Consider the following 21,319-nt stretch of genomic DNA (forward strand, 5'->3'; position numbering starts at 1 on the left):
GGAGGCGTGGCCGGGCACGCCCGCACCGTCGACCGGACCACGCGGGTCGTTCGGCGAGTCGAGCCTCGGCCGCGACGCCAGGTAGCAGCGGTGGCGCACGATCGACGGTGTGGACATGGCGCTGGAGTGGTTGCGGATGTGGGACTGGCTGGACCGGGGTGAACTGCTGCTGAGCACCCTGCTGGCCATCGTGGTGGTCTCAAGCTGGGCGAAGCTCCGGATGCGCCAACTGCGGCGCGGGGCGCCCGAGGAGCGGTACCGCCGATGGTTCATCACCGAGCACCGGGTGTACAACCCGTACCTGGCTGCGCCGGAGACGCTACGACTCGAACGGACCCTGGTGCCGCTGTTCGTCACCGAGGATGGGCAGCCGGACCGGGCAGCCGACGCCGGCGAACGGATCGCCGACCGGGACAGCCACGTCGTCCTTCTGGGTGACGCCGGGTCCGGCAAGACGACCACACTGAAAGCGTTCGGGATCGCGGCCCTCGGCGGCGTCGACGGTCACAGTGGGGACGGGCGGAACCGTGAGGTGCCGTTCCTGGTGCCGGTACGGCTGCTCCGCGGCGTCGGACAACCGGTCACCCTGACCGACTACATCCTTGCGATGTTGCGGTCGCAGAAGGGGTTGGCGCTGACCAGGGAGGAGGCCCACCAGCTCTTCGCCCAGGTGTTGCAGCAGCGGCGCTGCGTGGTGCTGCTCGACGGGTTGGACGAGGTGACGCCGACCGTCTACGCGGCCGTCCGGGACGAGGTGTACCGCTTCCTCACCGACCACACCCCGGAGCTGCCGACCGCCAACGCCCGCATCGTGATCACCTGCCGGCGACTCACGTTCCTGCGGATCGCCGACGACTGGCAGCCCCAGCCGTTCGGTGCGCACCGCAGCTATGTGCTGGCACCACTGCGGGACACCGAGATACTCGCCTACCTGCGGGCCTTCCCGGACCGGTTCCCGGAGGTGGACGGACCGCAGCGCTTCATGCGGCAGCTACACGCATCGGGCACGCTGGGCATGCACCGCAACCCGCTGGTCCTCTCGATGTCGGTCGGCCTCTACGCGGGGCGGAAGTTCCCCGCCATCGCGCACTCGACGGCGCGGCTGTACGACGAGATGATCGACGAGATGCTCGGCCGGCACAGTTTCCGGGCCGATGACCTCACCAGCGGTGCGAACGAGTTCGATCAGGCCGACAAGCTGCGAGTTCTGCGGGAGTTCGCGCTGCGGGCGGCGCTCGGCCCGCCCGGGTTCGGACCGTTCGACCGGTTGACGCTCGTCGACTTCGTGTCGGCGACGGGAGATCGACTACGGCAGAACCTCAACGGCCGCGCCGAGGAGTTCGTCGGCGAGATCATCCATCGGTCTGGGCTGCTCAGCCGTGTCGCCGACGAGCAGTACGAGTTCGTGCACCGTTCGTTGCAGGAGCACCTGGTCGCCGCCGAACTGCTACGCCAACGCGACGACGGCCTACGACTGCTACGTGAGCGGGCGACGGAGCGCGAGTGGCGTCGAGTGGTGCTCTTCTACACCGCCACGGCGGACCAGGCCGTCGTCACCGGCTTCATCGAGGACCTGGCCGACCTTGACCCGGCCCTCGCCTGCGCCTGCCTGGCCGGGGCGGACTGCCTCAACCCGGTCGGATTCGCCGTCCTGGAGCGGATGGCCAAACCGCTGCGCGACCCGAGGCCCGCGGTGATGCTCCCGGCGCTGGCAGCGGTGCTGAGCGCCACGGCCTCGCCCCGCGCGGCGATCCGCGACACCGCGCGCGACCTGGCCTTCACCTGGCTGACGAACGTCGCCGGCGAGGCGGACGCGGCGGACGCGCTCGGCGGCACCCACGAGACGCTGCTCGAGGTGGTGACGATGCTGGTGGAACGGTTGGGGGAGAGTTCCATCAGCCGCTTGATGGTCGCCCGGTTGGTGGGCGTCGTGCCTGATGATCCACGATTCGTCGAGCCGTTGTGGCGGTGCCTACGCACCGCCGAGGGCGCGGGCACCGACGACCCCTCCCTCGTACCGCTGGTCGACCGACTGCTCCGGCTCGCCACCGACCCGGCCTGCTTCCACACGTTGCAGCGTCAACCGGCCGCGCAGCCGAGGTTCGCGACCGCGCTGCTGCGTCAGCAGGTGTATCCGTTCCGGCGCGGACTGGACCGACAATCGAACCTGGTGACCCTGCTGTGCTGGGCCAGGGAGGTCACCGCGGAGGCACCGGACGTCAACCGTTTCCTGGAAGCCAAGGCCACCGACCCGGGCCGCTGGGCCAGCCTTGAGGCGGACTGGCGGCACCGGACCGCCTCGGTCGTCGTTCCGGTCTTCCGGGCGCACCGGGTCGACCGCCACCGGGCCGAGCGGGCGACGGGCGCGACGCTGACCCTGCTCTCGGTGGCGGCGCTCGTCGCGGTCGGCTGGGATCTGGCCCGACCCAGCGGCTTGCTGGGCCCGGTCGGCGGCACCGCGGCGGTCCTGTTGGCGACGGTGGAGCTGGGGCTGGCGCTGACCATGCTGGGGCTGCAGCCCTGGATCCGGATGCGTGCCGTACGGATGTGGCGACCCAACGAGTGGATCGACACCTACGAGGATCCCCGCAGCCGACACTGGTTGGTGCCGGACGGCGGCGACGGCCGGCCGGTGGGCGGCGTCACGGCGTGAGGTACGGCGGGACGTTGGCCGGCAGTCGGGGGCCGGTCTTGCCGAGTTGCCGGTACATCACGACCTTGCCGGTGGCCCGCCCGTCGCCGTTCGCCCGGCCACCGAACGACAGGGTGCCGGACGCCCCGGCGACCTTGTGGGCCAGCGTGAGGTTGCTGAACTGGGTTTGCACGTCGGCGGCTCCGGGCAGGTTGTCTCTCCCGGTGGCCATCCGGATCGCTTTCACAGCGCTCGCGACGGCGTCGTGGTACATCACCGCGTAGCCGTCGTTCAGATTGTCGGACGGGAACTTCTCGTCGACGTGGTATGCCTTGAGGAAGTCCGCGAAGCCCGCCGGCGTACCGGGTCGCCTGCCGATCCAGGCCGGCGCGTCCGCCGAGGAGGCCCAGATCACCGAGACGTTGGCCTCGTCGAGGAGATTCACCTGCTGCGGTGAGAGCTGAAATCCGGTGGCACCGACCATGATGGTCAGTGGGTGACTGCGGCAGGTCCGCTCCCGCAGTGCGGCGGCCAGGCTCGGAAAGTCGGCGACCCGGCCGGCGTAGAACACCATTTGCAGTTTGATGGCGTCGTCGGCCACCGCGTTGCACAGGTTCGTCACCACCGGGCTGAAGACGTTCGGCATAGCTGGATTGCCGACCGTGCCGCCGGCGAAGGCCTGCGGCGGCGCTTTGAGGTAGCCCTTCAGCACACTGGTGAAGGCCTCGGTCAGCGTCAACGGATAGGGGTCCTTGTTCTGGTCGTAGACGACGATTCCGTTGCGGGGCAGCGTGTCCGGGTTTTTGTCCAGCAGGTCCTTCAGCGACATCGCGTAGTCGTCGTTGCTCGGCGACACACTGTGGAACGTCGAGTATCGCTCTGCGTTCAGGCTGGTCGCGGAGGTGACCGCCCCGACCATGGGGATGCCCCGCTGGGACAACGCCGACGCGACCCCTTCGGTACCCGTGAAGCTGGAGCCGAGGCCCACGACGGCCACCACCGGATGCTCAGCGTCGCCCAGCGCCACAATCGCCGGAACGAGCGCGTCGAGGGCCGGTTGCCTGCTGCCCTGGTTGACCAGGAGCAACTGCACGGCGGGTGCGTTCTGGTCGCCGAAGGCCGACGAGGTGTTTGCCCGGCGCAAGGCCACGTAGGCGCCCTGCAAACTGAATGTGATCGGTTCGAGGGACATGGCCGAGGCTGCGGGTTTCGGGGCGATGCTCAACGGCGTCAGCAGCACCACCCGGACGTACCGTCGGGCCTGGGCACCGACCTCTCGATTGCTGACGAGGATCTTCTCGGCGACGTCCCGGATCGCGGGGTCGAGCGTGGCACTGTCGGTGACCGGGCCGAGGCATTCCTGGGTGCTGTCGTCCAGCACGCCGGCGCAACCGGCCGCGGAGGGCGTCGGGGCGCTCGTCCGCTTCTGGTCGGGCTCGCTGTCGCAGAAGGCCAGCACACCGACGAGCGCGAGCAGCGCAAGAGCGATGACCCCGGCCATCCCAATCCGTAACGCATTCGTACCCGTCGAACCGAACACCGAACTACCTCCATTTGACCAGAGCCCTGGGACGCAATTTCTGCCGGCGCGCCAGATCCGAGACATTTGCACTTCATTTCTCGGCTCGGGGGCGGCTACCGGCAGACGCGGACACCGTCTCCACCATCGGTCATGCCCAACGAATGGATGCGCTTCAGTCATCTAGCTGACTCGGCACCGCGACCAACCCCTCGGCCTACCGCTCACGACCCCCCGAGGTGGAACGACCCAGATCCTCGGCAAGCGGAATGCACACCGATAGCGCTCGGGGCGCGCACACCGATCAGCGCAGGCCGCGCACCAGCAGCAGATAGGCGCAGTAGGCCACCGGCACCAGCAGGAAACAGATCAGGAACCCCAGCGGCAGATAGCGCGGCGGGGTGCCGGCGACCATCGCGGGTCGTCCCCACCGGCCCAGCACCAGGTACCCGCCGAAGAACGCCACCGCCGGCAGCCCCGCGCAGATCCACGCGCCGAGGGTGAACCCGTCGACCAGACCGACGCCGGAGGCGAGCACCAGCATCAGCATGAGCACCCCGGCCGCCGCGCCGCAGCCGGCGTAGACGGCGACCGCCCGGGCCAGCGGCGACCACGTCGGCAGCAGCACCGGCCGCTGGGCCAGCAGCTCCGCCTGGTGCCCGTGCCGGTCGGCCTCGTCGGCCATCCGCCGGGCCAGTTCCAACTCCACCGCCGGGTCGGCAGCGGCCGCGCGTTGCGCCGGCACCCCACCGCCCGCCGGGGTCACCGCCGTCGGCAGCGCCAGCCGCGCCTCCCCCGCCGGCAGCTCGGGGTACGCCTCGACCCCCGCCCGCCCCGGGGCGCCGGCTGCGCCGGCGGATTCCCCGCCCCCGGTTCCGGGTGCGGTGGCGGGGCCGAACCCCGTGGCGGACGCCGAACCGGAGCCGGACGCTGGCACCGAGCCGGCAGCGGACGCCGATCCGGGGCCGGACGGCGGGCCGGGCCAGGTGGCGGCGTCGCCCGACGCCCCGGCCCCCGGGCCAGCGGTCGGGGATGGCTGGTCGACGCCGATCGCCCGGCCGAGCTGGTCGAGGCGCTGCCCCTGGGCGGTCAGCCGCTGCTGGAGGGAGTCGACGGCGGCGTGCAGGTCACGACGGCGCGCGGATTCGGTGGCGGCGTGTTGTTCACCGGCGCGGCGCTGCTCGGAGAGCTGCCGGGCCAGCGCCGCGTACTCCTCGAAGGACACTGTCACCGCTCCCCGTCCGGCTCGTGCCCGTCGCCGACGAACGGGACAATCAGCCGGATGCGCTGGTCGTGCCGGTCGATCAGCAGCGCCCGGTCGGCGCGGGGCGTGTAGGTCAGGTCGTGTGCGCCGAGGTGCACTGCCAGCTCGGCGCCGGGCACGTTGAGCGCGACCAGGCAGGCGACGTCGTCGCGGTTCTGGGTGCCGCCGAGGTCGTCGGCGAGCCGGCGCAGCCCCCGCCACCAGCCGAGCAGGTGCACCCCCTGCCCGGGGCCCTGACGCAGCACGGTACGCAGGTCGTCCAGCCCGGAGCGGAACGTGTCGGGGTCGGTGGCGCCGAGGACGGGCGCGGCGGCGTCCATCCCGAACACCACCAGGTATTCGCGGCCGGTGGGCTCGGCGGCCAGCGCGGCGATCCGGTCGCGCAGCCCGGTCGCGTCCAGGCGCTGCACCGGGTGGCCGGCGGCCCGCAGCGCGGCCTCGGTGTCGTCGGCGACCGGGTCGGCGGCGGTGACCAGGCAGGCCAGCTGGAACCGGGCGTCGCCGGGGGTGTGCTGGCGGGCCAGGCTGAGCGTCGCGGCGCGCAGCACGTCCGCGCCGGTCGGTGCGGTGCCCACCACGGCGAGGTGCCGGCCGGGGGTGGTGTCCATGAGGAACAGTGCGGTGGTGCCGTGCACGTCGACGGTTCGGCCGACCAGGGCCATCGGGCGTCGACCACCGGGGCGCAGCCCCGCGAAGGTGCTGTCGTCCTCGATCCGCGCGGCTTCGTACCCCTTGAAGACCGCCGGTGCCCGCGAGCCCGGCGGGCGGGCCTGCCACAGCTCGTGGCGCAACGCGGCGAGGTCGGCCGCGGCGGCGTGCGCGTCGGGAAAGCGCAGCACGGTGTCGGCGCCGACCGCGCCGGCGGCGGTGTTGACCACGGCGGAGCCGACCGGCAGGGCCGCGGCGGCGTCGTTGAGCTGGTCGAGCACCCCGCCACCGCCGGGCAGCGCCACCCGCAACGCGAACTGCCCGAAGATCGCCTCGGCCCGGCCGTAGAGAGCTTCGATGCCGGTCATGCTCTGGCTGGCCAGCACCAGGTGGATGCCGTACGAGCGGCCCTTGCGGGCCAACTCCTCCAGCAGGTCGACCGCCTCGCGGGCCAGCGCGTCGTTGCCGGCGAGCAGCACGTGGAACTCGTCGATGACGGTCACGATGCGCGGCAGCGGATTGTCCCGGGGCAGGTCGGCGAGCTTGGTGACGCCGTGCCGTTTGAGCGCGGTGGCCCGGCGCTGGGCTTCCCGGCGCAGCTCGCGCAGCACCGCGAGACCGTACTCGCGGTCGGACTCGATGCCGACGGCACGGGCGTGCGGCAGCCAGGACGGGTCCCGACCGGTGGGCACGAACTCGGTGAAGCTCACGCCCTCCTTGAAGTCGAGCAGGTAGAGCTGCAACTCGGCCGGCGAGTAGCGGGCGGCCAACCCGTAGAGGACGTCGAGGAGGAAGACGGTCTTGCCGGCACCGGTGCGCCCACCGACCAGCCAGTGCGGGGTGGCGTCGTCGAAGGCGAGCGTCAGCGCGGTGGCGAAGGCCGCCGTCGACCCGCCGCTGGCCCGGCCGATCACCGTACGCAGACCGGTGCTGGCGGACTCGGCCCAGCGCCGTTCGGGCAGCAGGTCGGTGAAGGGCAACGCGTCGGCGCGACGGGTGGCGGTGCCGAGGTGCTCGGCGAGCGCGCGGACCGAGGCGGGCGGCGGGTCGCCGTCGAGCAGGACGCGGGCGGCGAGGCCGCTGCCGTCGGCGCTGAACGGCGCGCCGGGCGGGTCGCCGACGTGTGCGTACCCCTGGTTGAGCCGCACCGCCGTGGTGCCACCCAGCGGCGGCGGGGTCTCGCCGGGCTGCCGGGACGGGTGGCCGGCGAGCAGCACGCACACGGCGGCGGCCGGGCCGGCGTGGGTGAGCGCGGCGAGCCGGGCCAGCTCGCGCGGCGGCGGCGCGGCGGTGGCGACGACCAGCAGCAGGCGGCGGGCGGTCGCCGCACCGTGCTGCGCGGCACGGGCGTGTTTCTCGGCGGCGTCCAGCAACGCGGCCACCTCGGCCTCGCTGGTGGCCGGCGGGTCGAGCACCCCGGCGTCGAGCAGCGGTCGTAGCGGGCCGAAGGTGGCGCCGAGCGTGGCGGTGTCGATGCCGACGACGCGAACCTGACCGGGTGGCGCGGTGGCGACCAGCCGCAGCACCAGCGCCCGCAGCAGCCCGGCGACCTGCGACTCCCGGGCGTCGGCGTCCAGCGCCAGGTGGTGGCCGCCGCCGAGCGGGACCAGCACCGGGAAGCCGCCGTCCGCTGTGGACGCCGCACCGATCCGCACCGCTGCCGGCTGGTCCGTCAGCGGGGTGGCACCCGGGGCGGGGTTGGCCAGCGCACCGCCGAGGCGGGCGAGGCGGGCCACCACGTCGTCGTCGACCGGTGCGACGGTCGGTGCCGCCCCGAGGACACCGCGGACGGTGTCCAGGTGCGCCCGGGCCGCCCGGTGGGAGTTGACCGCCTGCCCGTACGCCGACGCGAGCCTGCCCACCCTCTGCCCCCAACGCCACGGCCGCCTGGTCCCAGGAACCCTAACGGACACCGGCGGCGCCCGGACAGTCCTGCGAGGACGTGTCGGTCAGGCCGGGCCGCACACCGCCGGGCCGGGCACGTCGGCCACCCCGCAGCGGAACACCTCCACCGGCGCCCTCGCCACATCGGGCACCTGCTCCACCCGCATCAGGGCCAGTCGCTTGTCGACCGGCTCCCCCGAGTCGGCCGTGAACCGGATCAGCCCGGCCACCCCCGGATAGCCCTGACCGGCGTTCTGCCGCAGCACCTCGGCGTGCACCGCCACCGGGTTGACGGCGCTCGGCTCCCAGCGTTGCCGGGGGTCGGCGTGGTGCAGCCGGGCGGCGAGGCTCTCCACCGCCCGGATCAGCATCATCGCCGCGTCGTAGGCGAGGCTGACCCGCTCGCCGACCTGCACCTCGGCGCCCGGCCGGCAGCGCGGCGGGTCGAGCAGGTCGTCGGCCTGGATCCGGGACAGGAAACTGGCCCGCGCGTCGTCGCGCCGGTCCTGGGCGGCCCGCAGCGCGGCGCAGGTGGCCAGGGCCGCCTTCGAGACGTACGTGACGGGCAGGTTGCCGGGTGCGGCGGCGCGCAGCCCGGGGTTGGCCATGTACCGGTTGGCCGAGTCGTCGGCGACGAGATGTCGGGGCGGGTTGCCGCCGCATTCGCGCAGCGCCCGCAGGAAACCGTCGAACTCCGACCATCGGCCGGCGTAGAAGAGCAGCCCGGTGTAGCCGCACTCGTCAATCAGCCGCTGCCCGGTGTGCCACTCGTCGAGGCGGGTGATCCGGGGGCCGAACCGTTGTCGGAGCCCGTCGACGAGGGTGCCCACGTAGAGGTCCTCGGTGAGCGAACTGCCCTCCAGGGTGGTGTAGAAGACGTGCGCGTCGTTGACCTTGAGCACCTGGGTGGCGTACGCGTCGACCAGCTTCACCTGATCGGTGTTCGGCGCGGAGATCTGCAGGTAGAGGCGGGAGTTGGCGTCCATCCTGTCGGCGGAGAGAGTGGGCGCCAGCGCCGGCAGCCCGGCCTGGTTCAGCTCGCGCAGCGCGCGGGCGGTGCTGGTGCGGCTCTCCACCAGCCCGACCACCCCGAGCACCGTGGGGTCGTCGCGGGCCAGCCCGGCCAGCATCGCCACGGCCCGGTCGGCGTAGATCATCTGTCGGCCGGCGTTGGCCACCACGATCCGCAGCAGCGCCGCGCCGTCGGCGCCGGCCGACTCCTTCAGCAACGCGTACTGGGCGGTGGCCATCCCTTCGAGTCCCTCACGCTCGGAGACGTACGACTCCTCGTCCGCGCGGGTCAGGTTTCCGGTCAGGGTGCCGAGGTAGACCAGGGTGAGGAAGGGCCGACGTCGGTCGCTGCGCTGCCAGACCTCCTCGGCGGCCCGGTTCTGCGCGAAGATGCGCCGTTGGACGGTGCGCAGCCGGTCCTGGCCGGGGTCGTTGTTGAACACCTGCGCGGCGCTGTCGCTGTAGCCGACACACTCACCGCTGGGGGCCACCTCGACGGAGACCTGACCGGTGAGCGAGGGGTGACAGCCCGGCCCCCACCGGCTGGCCACCCACAGGCCGAGCGCCGCCACCAGCACCAGACAGAGCGCCGCCGGCAGAAAGCGCCGCGACCACCACGGCGGGTCGGGCGCGGAGAACGGCCGCACTCCGCCCCGCGCCGGTGGGCCGGTGTCGGTCTCGTCGGGGCGCAGCGCCACCAGCCAGGTGGCCGGGCGGCGCAGCCGTCGCATCTCCGGCAGCGCCTCGGCCCACTCGTCGTACGCCTCCTCGGCCTCGGTCAGCGGGTGCGGTTCGGGCAGGTCCGGTGGGGGTTGCCCACCGGACGCGACGATCAGCAGCGGGTCGTTGCGCCCGGTCTCGGTGCGGACGTCGCCGATCAGGCGGACCAGTTCCCCGCCGACGTTGCCGGGGGCGACGTGATCGATCAGCAGCGCCGGGTACGCGGTGCGCCGCCAGTCCGACGGGCGCCACGGCCGACGCCGGTACGCCTGCCGCAGGTCCTCCAGGAAGGCGTGCAGCAGCAGCTTGTTGACCTGGTCGGGTTGCTCCCCGTCGCGCCAGCCGGCGGTGAGGCGCTCGGCGAAGCCGAGGAAGGTGACCGACTGCCGGGGCGCCAGGTACTGCTGGCGCATGAACCAGTTGTAGTGCCGGCCGAGCACCGGCACCCGACCGGAGACGGCAGCCCGGAAGACCACCCCCGGCACGGCGCGACGGACCAGCCAGAGCAGCACCTGCGAGACGATGCTGACCGCGTCACCGCCGGAGGGCAACGCCTCCGGCGTACGCGGGCCCCTGCGGTCGCGCAGCCGGCGGACCAGAGCCGCGCGGCTGTCTTCGGCGTCGACGCCGAGGGTGAAGCTCTGCTGCATGAGCCAGTCGGCGAGTGGATAGTGCCGGAAGCGCAGTCGGGCGGCGCCGAAGGCCTCCAGGGAGAGCTGCCGGTGCAGCTCGCGCAGCAGCGCCGGCACGTCCCCGGCACCGGGCGGCACGTCAGCGTCCAGCACGGCGTGCGGGACCCGCCGTCGGGGGCCCTGGCCGAAAAACCGGCGCAGCGGCACCATCAGATCCGCGGTGTCGGAGCGGACCAGCCACAGCAACGGCAGCCGGCGGTCACCGCGACGGGGCCGCCGCAGCAGCCGGGCGAGCAGCGCGAAGAGCTCCAACCCGCCGGGCGGCAGTCGCTCCCGCGCCGCTGTCGACTGCCGTTGGCTGATCAACTCCCGCTTGGGCAACTCCGAGCGCCGCACGCGTCACCTCCGATCCCACTCAGTGTGACGCATCAGGTACAGACGCGACGCCGGCCGGCGGCCGAGCGCCCACAGGGGACACTCGGCCGCCGGCCGGTGCGGGGGCACGAGGACGGATCCGCGTTGGATCCGGTGGCGCGGAATCGTCAGCCGGTGACCGCGTTCAGCGCCGGCAGGTACCCGTAGCGGTAGCCGTCGGCGTCCGGGTGGTAGGCCTCGATGATCCCGGAGACGTCGTTGATCCACGGGTCGCCGGCGCAGACGCCGTGCCCGGAGAAGGAGGACCGGGTGTCGGCGAAGGTGGCTCCGGCCGCTGTGGCCCGGGCAGACGTGACCGAGGCGAGCACGTCGGCGGCCTCGTTGAGGATGGTGCGCTTGTAGGTGCTCATCGCGAGCCAACCGCAGGAGTTCGTCTCGAACAGGCGCGGGTAGCCGAGGACGATCAGGCGTGCGTTGGGAGCCCGGTTGCGGATGGCGGCGTAGGTCGCGTCCAGTCGGGCGGGCAGCGTCGTCGTGGCGAAGGTCTTGGCCGTGTTGACGGCGTTGGTGCAGGACGAGGTGCTGCCGAATCGGCAGCTGGTGATGACGTTGACGAAGCCCGCGTCGTTGCCGCCGATGGTGATGGTGACCAGGGTGGTGCTGGCGCTGAGGGCGCCCACCTGGTTGTTGAGCACGTCGGCGGTGACAGCGCCGCCGCAGGCCGGGAAGCTGAAGGTGGTCACGCCGTGGGCGGCCGCCCAGAGCGGGGCGTACGACTTCTGACTGCGCAGGCAGCCGGACAGATCGTACGGACCGGCGCCGACGCCGGAGGAGTACGAGTCGCCGAGCGCGACGTAGTTGACGGCGGCGGCCTGCGCGGTGCCGGGCACGAGCACGGCGCCCAGAGCGGCGGTGAGGACGGCGACCAACGCGGCCAGCGCGCGGGCCAGCGGACGGTGGGGCATGACGGACCTCCACAGAACGGGGGTGGTGGGATCCTGCGACCGCGCGCGTGGCCAGGGGCGGAACGGTTGTTACCAGGCGGTAATGCTATCGAAACATCGACATCAACGGAATAGCGCGACCACGCCGCGCGGCGGGTCGGCGACGTTCACAGTTGTCGATTAGGTTGACGAGGCGAACACCCCGATGGAGGGAGTCCACCCCGTGCGACGAGCACTCACGGCGGCCACCGCCGCCCTGACCCTCACCACCGCCGGCACCATGCTCGCCGGCACCCCCGGCCAGGCGGCCCCGACGGGCTGGGGCCGGCCGGTCGTCACCGCCGCGCCGCAACCCGGCGCGCCCGGCCTGGGCGACACCTACTTCCCCGACTACGGCAACGGCGGCTACGACGTCGAGCACTACGACGTCCGGCTGCGCTACGACCCGGCCACCGACCTGCTCACCGGCACCACCACCATCCTCGCCACCGCCACTGAGGACCTCTCGACGTTCAATCTGGACTTCCTGCTCGACGTCGAGTCGGTCCGGGTCAACGGCTGGGCGGCGACCACCAGCACCGCGGGGGCGCACGAGCTGGTGGTCACCCCGGCCCGCACGGTGACCCGGGGTCAGCAGCTCACCATCGTGGTGCGCTACTCCGGCGTGCCGTCGGAGACGCTGGTCGGCGGCTACACCGGGTGGACGCGCACCGACGACGGCGCGCTCGCCGTCAACGAGCCCGAGTCGGCGTGGTGGTGGTTCCCGAGCAACGACCACCCACTGGACAAGGCCACCTACGACATCTCGGTGTCGGTGCCCACCGGCGTCGAGGTGATCAGCAACGGCGTGCAGCCGAGGCCCCCGGCGGCCGAGGCCGGCAACCGCACCCGGTGGATCTGGCGGACCACCACCCCCACCGCCACCTACCTGGCCTTCATGGCCATCGGCCAGTACGACATCGTCACCGACACCACACCGGGCGGCCAGCCGGTGATCAACGCGTACAGCACCTCGTTGGGCGCGCTCGGGCCGGCCGCGCGGGCCAGCATCGAGCGGACCGCCGAGATCGTCGACTGGGAGAGCGGGATCTTCGGCCCGTACCCGTTCGAGGCGCAGGGCGGCGTGGCCGGGCCGGTGGACGGCATCAGCTTCGCGTTGGAGACGCAGACCCGACCGGTGTACGGGCCGGGTTTCTGGCGACGCGGCGCCAACACCTACGTGGTGGCCCACGAGAACGCCCACCAGTGGTTCGGTGACTCGGTCTCGGTGGCCGAGTGGCGCAACATCTGGCTCAACGAGGGCTTCGCCTCGTACGCCGAGTGGCTGTGGTCGGAGGAGCAGGGCGAGGGCACCGCCCAGGAGGTCTTCGACTTCACCTACGCCAGCTACCCGGCCGACGACGAGTTCTGGCAGGTGCTGCCCGGTGACCCGGGTGCCGCCCGGGTCTTCGACAACGCCGTCTACGACCGGGGCGCGATGACCCTGCACCAGCTGCGGTTGGCCGTCGGCGACGACGCGTTCTTCGAGATCCTGCCAGCGTGGACCGCCGAGCACCGGTACGGCAACGCCACCATCGAGCAGTTCCAGGCGCTGGCCGAACGGATCTCCGGTCTGGACCTGGACGACCTGTTCACCACCTGGCTGTTCACCGCCGGCCGCCCCGACGTGGCCAGCGTCGCCCGCAAGGCCGCCGCGCCGACCGAGCCGAAGTCCTGGGCCAAGATCCGCGAGGCCCACGACCTGATGTCGCACTGAAGGTTCGACCACTGCTGAAGATCCGCGCAACTTCAGGGAGGCACCACGTTCCTGTTGTTGCGCGGATCTCGGCGTGGGGTGGACGCCGCGCTCACCGCGATGTCGGTGCCGGCCCGGCGGTGGCCAGCTCCCTGAGCTGGGTCCTGTTCGACGCGACAGCACCGGCGTCGGCGGGCGCGATCACACAGACCGCCCCGGTGGGCCGCACGATGCGGGCGGCCCGGAACGCCGCCCGGCGTACCGGATGGCGGGGCCGCGGCACGACCAGTGCGAGGGTGGCCGTGCGGGCGCGCTGCCGGTCCAGCGCGACGCTCGCCGCCACCGTGGCGATCGCGGCGGCCGATCCGGCGAGGACAAGCGTCTGACGGGGCCCGGCGTGTTCGGCGAGCCAGCCCAGCAGCGGGGCGCCGACCGCGGCGGAGACCGAGCCGGTGACCGCCAGGGCGGCGAGCACCCGCCCCCGCATCGCGCTGTCGGTGTCGAGTTGGGCGCGGGTGCCGACGGTGGTGTCGATGACCACCGCGGCGGCGGCGATCGGCAGGATCACCGCGGCGAAGCTCCAGGTGCCCGGTGCGAGACCGGCGACGATCTGCAACCCGCTGGCGAGCAGGCCGGCGACGACAAGCGTCCGGTAGCCCAGCGATCGCCGTCGGGCCGCGACGAGCGCGCCCACCACCGTGCCGACAGCGAACACCGTCGACAGCAGGCCGTACCCGGAGGCGCCGGCGTGCAGCGGGCCGTCGCTCATCGCGGCCATCGTCACCTGGTAGTTGCGGCCCAGGCTGCCGAGCACGAACGACAGGGCGAGCGCGAGGAGCAGCACCGGCTGCCCCCGCAGGTAGGTGAACCCGGCGCGGACACCGCCCCGGTTCGGCCCGGCGTCGGGCACCGCGAGTCCGGGCACGGCTCCCTGGCGTACGGCGAACAGCGCCACCACCACGGCGATGAAGCTGGCCGCGTTGATGCCGAACAGCAGGGCGGGGCCGACGGCGGCCACCACCACGGCACCGAGGCTCATGCCGAGGATGCGGCCGGCGGAGTTGGTGAGCGAACCGAGCGCCAGGGCGTTGCCCAGCGTCTCCCGGTCGACGAGGCTTGCCGCCCAGCGCCCCATCACCGGGCCTTCGACGGCCGAGACGGCACCGGTGGCCAGCGAGATCGCGAAGATCAGTGGCAGGCCGCCGACCCCGGTCAGGGCGACCGCCGCCAGTCCGGCGGCGAGCGCCGCGTGGGCGCCCTGGGCGGCGATCAGCAACGGGCGGGCGGGCAGCCGGTCGGCCAGCACGCCACCCCACACGCTGAGCAGCAACGTGGGCGCCGCCTGGAGCAGCACGGCGAAGCCCATTGACGTCGCCGAGCCGGTCTCCTTCAGCACGTACCAGTTGACCCCGAGGACCTGCATCCAGGTGCCGACGACGGAGACGAAGCCGGCGAGCGCCCAGATCCGGTAGTTGCGGTGGCGCAGCGCGGCGAAGGTGGCACCTCTGGCCACGGCGATCCTCCAGCGATCGGCAGCACGAGCATTCACACCGATCGCGGCGCGGTTCGGCAGCCGACAAGTCTTGTCGGCTTAAACCCTTTTGCCCACTTTTGTGAGCGGCTTCACCAGCGGGAATACCCGGCCGGTGCGGCAGCGGACCTGCCGCACCGGCCGGGCGCCCGCAGCTCAGCGAGCGGCGAGAGCCTGCGCGTCCGGGCCCACCGGGGCCGGCAAGGCACCGACACCACCCAGATAGCCGTGGATGGCGGCGGCCGCCGCCCGCCCCTCGGCGATCGCCCAGACGATCAGCGAAGCGCCCCGGTGCATGTCACCGGCCACGAACACCCCGTCGGCGGCGGTCTGCCAGTCGTCGCGGGCGTCGACGGCGCCCCGCGGGTTGCGGGCCACGCCGAACTGGGCCAGCAGCGGCTGCTGCTCGGTGCCCTCGAAGCCGATCGCCAACAGCACCAGATCGGCCGGCAACTCCCGCTCGGAGCCCGGCACCACCGTGACGATCCGCCGGCCGTCGCGCTTCTCCACCGTCACCTCGGCGATCCGCACCGCCCGCACCTGACCGGTGCCGTCGTCCACGAACTCCTGCACCGCCACGGCGAAGACCCGCTCGCCGCCCTCCTCGTGCGCCGGGTAGCTGCGCAGCACCCACGGCCAGGTCGGCCACGGGTCCCGTGCCTCGTCGCGCTCCTGCGGCGGCTGCGGGTACAGGTCGAGCTGGTGCACGCCCGCGGCGCCCTGGCGGTGCGCCACCCCGAGGCAGTCGGCCGCCGTGTCACCACCACCGATGATCACCACGTGCTTGCCGGCCGCGTCGATCGGGGTGCCGTCGGGCAGCACCGCCCGCCCCGGCCGCCCCTCGCCGGTCACGGCGACGCCCGGCTGGTCGGTGGTCGCGGTGGCGACCGCGCGATTCGCCGCGACCAGGTGCGCCATCGCCTGGTGTACGCCCCGAAGCGCCCGCCCGCGGGTCTCCGGGGTATCCCGGCCCTGCAACGCCCCACACGCCAGCAGCACCGCGTCGTGCTCGGCACGCAACTGCTCGGCGGTGACGTCCACCCCGACGTTCACGCCCGTACGGAAGCGCACCCCCTCGGCGGTGAGCTGCGCCAACCGGGCGTCGATGTGCCGCTTCTCCAACTTGAAGTCGGGGATGCCGTACCGGAGCAGACCACCGATCGCGTCGTCGCGCTCGTACACCGTCACCGCGTGACCGGCGCGGGCCAACTGCTGGGCGGCGGCGAGGCCGGCGGGCCCGGAGCCGACGACGGCGACCGACCGGCCCGACGGCGCCGGCACGGCGCGGGGGGTGAACCCACGCGCGGCGGCGGCGTCGGCGATCTCCACCTCGACCTGCTTGATGGTCACCGGTTGACCGCCGGAGATGCCGAGCACGCAGGCCGCCTCGCAGGGCGCCGGGCAGAGCCGGCCGGTGAACTCCGGGAAGTTGTTGGTGGCGTGCAGCGACTCCACAGCGGCGTCCCAGTTGCCGGTGCGCACCAGGTCGTTCCAGTCCGGGATGCGGTTGCCCAGCGGGCAGCCGTCGTGACAGAACGGGATGCCGCAATCCATGCACCGGGTGGCCTGCTCGCGGATGAGGTCCTCGCCGGCCGGCGGGTAGACCTCCCGCCAGTCGCTGATCCGCACCGGCACCGGGCGGCGGGCCGGCAGTCGCCGGTCGTAGCGCAGGAAACCGTTCGGGTCAGGCACGTGCCACCTCCTGGGCAGCCACCCGCGGGGCGGGCGGCACCGGCATCGCCGGCACAGCGGGTGCGGTCAGTTCTGTCATGACCGCGTCGTCGACGTCGCGGCCGGCGGCTTCGGCGGCCCGCATGATCTCCAGCACCCGGCGGTAGTCGCGGGGCACCACGGCGGTGAACTCCGCGACCGCCTCCGGCCACCGCTTGAGCAGTTCCTCGGCGACCGCCGACCCGGTCTCGGCCACGTGCCGTTGGACCAGCTCGTGCAGCAGCGACTGCTCCTGCTCGCCCAGCGGCATCAGGTCGACGAGCTCCGCGTTGACGCGGGCCCGGTCCAGGTGGTGCACGAACGCCGTGCCACCGGACATGCCGGCCGCGAAGTTCCGGCCGGTCGCGCCGAGCACCACCACCGTGCCACCGGTCATGTACTCGCACCCGTGGTCACCGACGCCCTCGACGACGGCGACCGCGCCGGAGTTGCGCACCGCGAACCGCTCCCCGACCCGGCCGCGGAGGAAGACCTCGCCCGCGGTGGCCCCGTACAGGATGGTGTTGCCGGCGATGATCTGGTCCTCCGCGCGCTGGCCGGGCGCGGCGTCCGCGTCGAGGAACGGCGCGGCGGCGTCCGGACGGACGATGAGGCGACCGCCGGAGAGGCCCTTGCCCACGTAGTCGTTGGCGTCGCCGTGCAGCCGCAGGGTCACCCCGCGCGGCAGGAACGCGCCGAACGACTGCCCGGCCGTGCCGTGCAGCACGAACTCGATGGTGTCCTCGGGCAGGCCGGCACCCCCGAAACGGCGGGTCACCTCCCCGCCGAGCATCGCGCCGACGCTGCGGTGCTCGTTGCGCACCGCCACCTCGACCCGCACCGGCGCGCCCTCGGCCAGCGCCGGACGGGCCAGCGCGATCAGCTCGTTGTCCAGCGCGTGCTCCAGGCCGTGGTCCTGCGCCCGGACCCCGCGCCGGGCCGCGCCGGCCGGCAGTTCGGGCAGGTGCAGGACGGGTGCCAGGTCCAGTCCGTGCGCCTTCCAGTGCGTCACCGCCGGGGCGACGTCGAGCAGCTCGGACTGCCCGATCGCCTCCTCGATGGACCGGAAGCCCAGCTCGGCCAGGTACCCCCGGACCTCCTCGGCGAGGAACAGGAAGAAGTTCTCCACGAACTCCGGCTTACCGGTGAACCGCTCCCGCAGCACCGGGTTCTGCGTGGCGATGCCGACCGGGCAGGTGTCCAGGTGACACACCCGCATCATGACGCAGCCCTCGACGATCAGCGGCGCGGTCGCGAAGCCGAACTCCTCCGCGCCGAGCAGCGCCGCGATCAGCACGTCCCGGCCGGTCTTGAGCTGACCGTCGACCTGCACGGTGACCCGGTCACGCAGCTTGTTGAGCAGCAGCGTCTGCTGGGCCTCGGCCAGCCCCAGCTCCCACGGGGTGCCGGCGTGCTTGAGCGAGTTCAGCGGAGACGCGCCCGTGCCGCCGTCGTGCCCGGAGATGAGGATGACGTCGGCCTTCAACTTGGCCACGCCGGCAGCGACCGTGCCGACACCCACCTCGCTGACCAGCTTGACGTGCACCCGGGCGGCCGGGTTGACGCACTTCAGGTCGTGGACGAGCTGCGCCAGGTCCTCGATGGAGTAGATGTCGTGGTGCGGCGGCGGAGAGATCAGACCCACGCCGGGGGTGGCGTGCCGGGTCCGGGCGATCCACGGCCAGACCTTGTTGCCGGGCAGCTGACCACCCTCGCCCGGCTTGGCGCCCTGGGCCATCTTGATCTGGAGGTCGTCGGCGTTGACCAGGTATTCGCTGGTCACGCCGAACCGGCCGCTGGCGATCTGCTTGACCGCCGAACGGCGGGCCGGATCGTGCAGCCGATCGACGTCCTCGCCGCCCTCGCCGGTGTTGGACTTGCCGCCGAGCCGGTTCATGGCGATGGCCAGCGTCTCGTGCGCCTCCGCCGAGATCGACCCGTACGACATGGCGCCCGTGGCGAACCGCTTGACGATCTCGGAGGCCGGCTCGACCTCGTCCAGGGGCACCGCCGGGCGGACCCCGGTACGCAGGGTGAACAGCCCGCGCAGCGAACCGGCCTGCGCGGCGAGCGCGTCGACTTTCGCCGTGTACTGGCGGAACACGTCGTACTGCCGGCTGCGGGTGGCGTGCTGGAGCAGGAAGACCGTCTCCGGGTTGAACAGGTGCAGCTCACCCTCGCGGCGCCACTGGTACTCGCCGCCGACCTCCAGCCGGTCGGAAGCCGCCGCGCCGGCCGGCGGCCAGGCCAGCGCGTGCCGGGCGGCCACCTCGGTGTGCACGCCCGCGAGACCCACCCCGCCGATGCGGCTGGGGGTGCCCCGGAAGTAACGCTCGACCAGCCGGGTGTCCAGGCCGACCGCCTCGAAGACCTGCGCCCCGCAGTACGAGGAGACCGTCGAGATGCCCATCTTGGACATGATCTTCAGGACGCCCTTGCCGAGCGCCTTGGCGTAGTTGCGCACCGCGGCGGCGGGCTCGATGCCGGCCAGCGCGCCGGTGGAGATCAGATCCTCCACCGACTCGAACGCCAGGTACGGGTTGACCGCCGCCGCGCCGTAGCCGATCAGCACCGCCGCGTGGTGCACCTCCCGGCAGTCGCCGGACTCGACGATCAGCGCCGCCTGCGTACGTGTCTGCTCCCGCACCAGGTGCTGGTGCACGGCGGCGGTGAGCAGCAGCGACGGGATCGGTGCCAGGTCGGCGTTGGAGTCCCGGTCGGAGAGCACCAGGATGCGCACGCCGTCCTCGATCGCCTCGGAGACGTGCCGGCAGATCTCGGTCAGCCGTGCCTTGATCCCGGCGGCCCCCTCCCTGATCCGGTACAGCCCGGAGACCCGCACCGCCTTGAAGCCGGGCAGGTCGCCGTCCTCGTCGATGGAGAGGATCTTCGCCAGCTCGTCGTTGTCGATGATCGGATGCGGGAGCACGATCTGCCGACAGCTCGCCGCGCCCGGGTCGAGCAGGTTGCCCTCCGGCCCGATGGTCGACGCCAGGCTGGTCACCAGCTCCTCGCGGATGGCGTCCAGCGGCGGGTTGGTGACCTGGGCGAAGAGCTGGTGGAAGTAGTCGTAGAGCAGCCGCGGCCGGGTCGACAGCGGCGCGATCGGGGTGTCCGTACCCATCGAGCCGAGCGGCTCGGCGCCGGTGCGGGCCATCGGCGCGAGCAGGATCTTCAGCTCCTCCTCGGTGTAGCCGAAGGTCTGCTGCCGGCGGCGCACCGAGTCGTGCGTGTAGACGGTGTGCTCGCGGGCCGGCAGGTCGTTCAGCTCGATCAGCCCGGCGTGCAGCCACTCGCCGTACGGCTCGGCGGCGGCCAACTCGGATTTGATCTCCTCGTCGTGCACGATCCGCCCGGCCACGGTGTCGACCAGGAACATCCGGCCCGGCTGGAGCCGCCCCTTCGCGACCACGTGGGCCGGGTCGAGGTCGAGGACGCCCGCCTCTGAGCCGAGCACCACGAGCCCGTCGTCGGTCTGCCACCAGCGCCCCGGGCGCAGCCCGTTGCGGTCCAGCACCGCGCCGACGATCTCGCCGTCGGTGAACGCCACCGAGGCCGGACCGTCCCACGGCTCCATCAGGCTGGCGTGGAAGCGGTAGAAGGCACGCTTGGCCGGGTCCATCCCGGGGTCGTTCTCCCAGGCCTCCGGAATCATCATGAGCACCGCGTGCGGCAGGCTCCGCCCGGCCAGGTGCAGCAGCTCCAGGACCTCGTCGAAGTTCGCCGAGTCGGAGGCGGCGGGCGTGCAGACCGGGAAGATCCGCCGGATGTTGCCCGGCACGTTCGGCGAGCGCAGCAGCGCCTCACGGGCCTGCATCCAGTTGCGGTTGCCCCGGATCGTGTTGATCTCGCCGTTGTGGGCGATGAACCGGTACGGGTGCGCCAGCGGCCAGGACGGGAAGGTGTTGGTGGAGAAGCGGGAGTGCACCAGCGCGATGGCGCTCTCCACCCGCTCGTCGCGCAGGTCGGGATAGAACGCCGGCAACTGGTCCGGCGTGAGCATGCCCTTGTAGACCATGGTGCGGCTGGACAGCGACGGGAAGTACGCCGGAACGCCCCGCTCGGCGGTCTCCCGTTCGGCCTGCTTGCGCAGACAGAACGCCACCCGGTCCAGCTCGATGCCGCGCAGCGGGGAGCCGGCCGGCCCGCCGGGCGCGTCGGTCAGCCGGTGCGCGGCCAGGAAGATCTGCCGGACCCGGGGCATCGCCGCCAGGGCGGTCTCGCCCAGGTCACCCGCGTCGGTCGGCACGTCCCGCCAGCCGAGCAGATCGGCGCCCTCGACCAGCGCGTACTTCTCGACCACCCGCCGGGCACGCGCCTCGGCGGCATCGTCGTCGGGAAGGAACACCAGCCCGGTGGCGTACTCGCCCGCCGGGGGAAGCGCGACGTCGGCCACCGCGCGCAGGAACGCGTCGGGCACCTGGATCATGATGCCGGCGCCGTCGCCGGTGTTCGGTTCCGCGCCGCGGGCGCCCCGGTGGTCCAGCCGACAGAGCGCGCCGAGCCCGTTGGCGACGACCGAGTGGGAACGCCGGCCGTGCAGGTCCGCCACGAAGGCCACGCCGCAGGCATCGTGCTCCTGCGCTGGGTCGTAGAGGCCCTGGGCGGCCGGACGGGGGTGGGGCGTCGGGGACGCCTGCGGGCTGTGCGGGTGCGGCTGTGCTGTGTCCGCGTACGGCTGAGCCACCGGGCCTCCTGTCGTCACTCAGGTTGG

Annotated in this window: 10 protein-coding genes; 2 read left to right on the forward strand and 8 right to left on the reverse strand. The window is 72.7% G+C overall.

Translation table 11 applies throughout. The features are described from left to right. Positions 1-115 precede the first annotated feature (115 nt). On the forward strand, positions 116-2,653 hold the full coding sequence (locus IF22_RS0120520; protein ID WP_030334396.1) for an NACHT domain-containing protein: 2,538 nt from the start codon (positions 116-118) through the stop codon (positions 2,651-2,653). On the opposite strand, the gene IF22_RS0120525 is transcribed toward IF22_RS0120520, so the two are convergent. The 5 genes from IF22_RS0120525 to IF22_RS0120545 form a co-directional block, all read right to left on the reverse strand. Next, entirely contained in the window at positions 2,643-4,238 is a 1,596-nt protein-coding gene (locus IF22_RS0120525; protein ID WP_156057725.1) for a type 1 periplasmic-binding domain-containing protein, read from the reverse strand. The two genes, IF22_RS0120520 and IF22_RS0120525, sit on opposite strands and share 11 nt — an antisense overlap. Positions 4,239-4,455: 217 nt before the next feature. Further along, positions 4,456-5,376 carry a hypothetical protein gene (locus IF22_RS35985; protein ID WP_030334400.1) on the reverse strand — a complete coding sequence of 307 codons (921 nt, stop codon included), beginning with the start codon at positions 5,374-5,376 and terminating at the stop codon, positions 4,456-4,458. 2 nt (positions 5,377-5,378) lie between these two features. Continuing rightward, positions 5,379-7,925: an FtsK/SpoIIIE domain-containing protein gene (locus tag IF22_RS0120535; RefSeq protein ID WP_081883926.1), complete on the reverse strand. Its 2,547-nt coding sequence runs from the start codon at positions 7,923-7,925 to the stop codon at positions 5,379-5,381. Positions 7,926-8,012: 87 nt separating this feature from the next. Next, positions 8,013-10,706 (reverse strand): type 1 periplasmic-binding domain-containing protein, encoded by a 2,694-nt coding sequence (locus IF22_RS0120540; protein WP_245233684.1) that lies wholly within the window; start codon positions 10,704-10,706, stop codon positions 8,013-8,015. A gap of 146 nt (positions 10,707-10,852) precedes the next feature. Beyond that, complete coding sequence (locus IF22_RS0120545; RefSeq protein ID WP_030334407.1) at positions 10,853-11,650, reverse strand: SGNH/GDSL hydrolase family protein; 798 nt, start codon at positions 11,648-11,650, stop codon at positions 10,853-10,855. Positions 11,651-11,834: 184 nt separating this feature from the next. Between IF22_RS0120545 and IF22_RS0120550 the strand changes: the two genes are divergently transcribed. After that, the gene (locus IF22_RS0120550; RefSeq protein ID WP_387217325.1) at positions 11,835-13,385 is read left to right on the forward strand and encodes a M1 family metallopeptidase; all 1,551 of its coding nucleotides are present in this window, start codon (positions 11,835-11,837) and stop codon (positions 13,383-13,385) included. Positions 13,386-13,476: 91 nt separating this feature from the next. Here the strand turns inward: IF22_RS0120550 and IF22_RS0120555 are convergent, their stop codons facing one another. The 3 genes from IF22_RS0120555 to gltB form a co-directional block, all read right to left on the reverse strand. Continuing rightward, a complete protein-coding gene (locus tag IF22_RS0120555) occupies positions 13,477-14,877 on the reverse strand; it encodes an MFS transporter (protein WP_030334411.1) in 1,401 nt (466 codons plus the stop codon). A gap of 174 nt (positions 14,878-15,051) precedes the next feature. Continuing rightward, positions 15,052-16,587 (reverse strand): glutamate synthase subunit beta, encoded by a 1,536-nt coding sequence (locus IF22_RS0120560; protein ID WP_030334412.1) that lies wholly within the window; start codon positions 16,585-16,587, stop codon positions 15,052-15,054. Continuing rightward, positions 16,580-21,292 carry a glutamate synthase large subunit gene (gltB, locus tag IF22_RS0120565; RefSeq protein WP_030334414.1) on the reverse strand — a complete coding sequence of 1,571 codons (4,713 nt, stop codon included), beginning with the start codon at positions 21,290-21,292 and terminating at the stop codon, positions 16,580-16,582. The genes IF22_RS0120560 and gltB overlap by 8 nt, the downstream gene beginning before the upstream one ends. Positions 21,293-21,319: the final 27 nt, after the last annotated feature.

This window comes from Micromonospora parva (assembly GCF_000718515.1).
Classification (GTDB): Bacteria; Actinomycetota; Actinomycetes; order Mycobacteriales; family Micromonosporaceae; genus Micromonospora; species Micromonospora parva.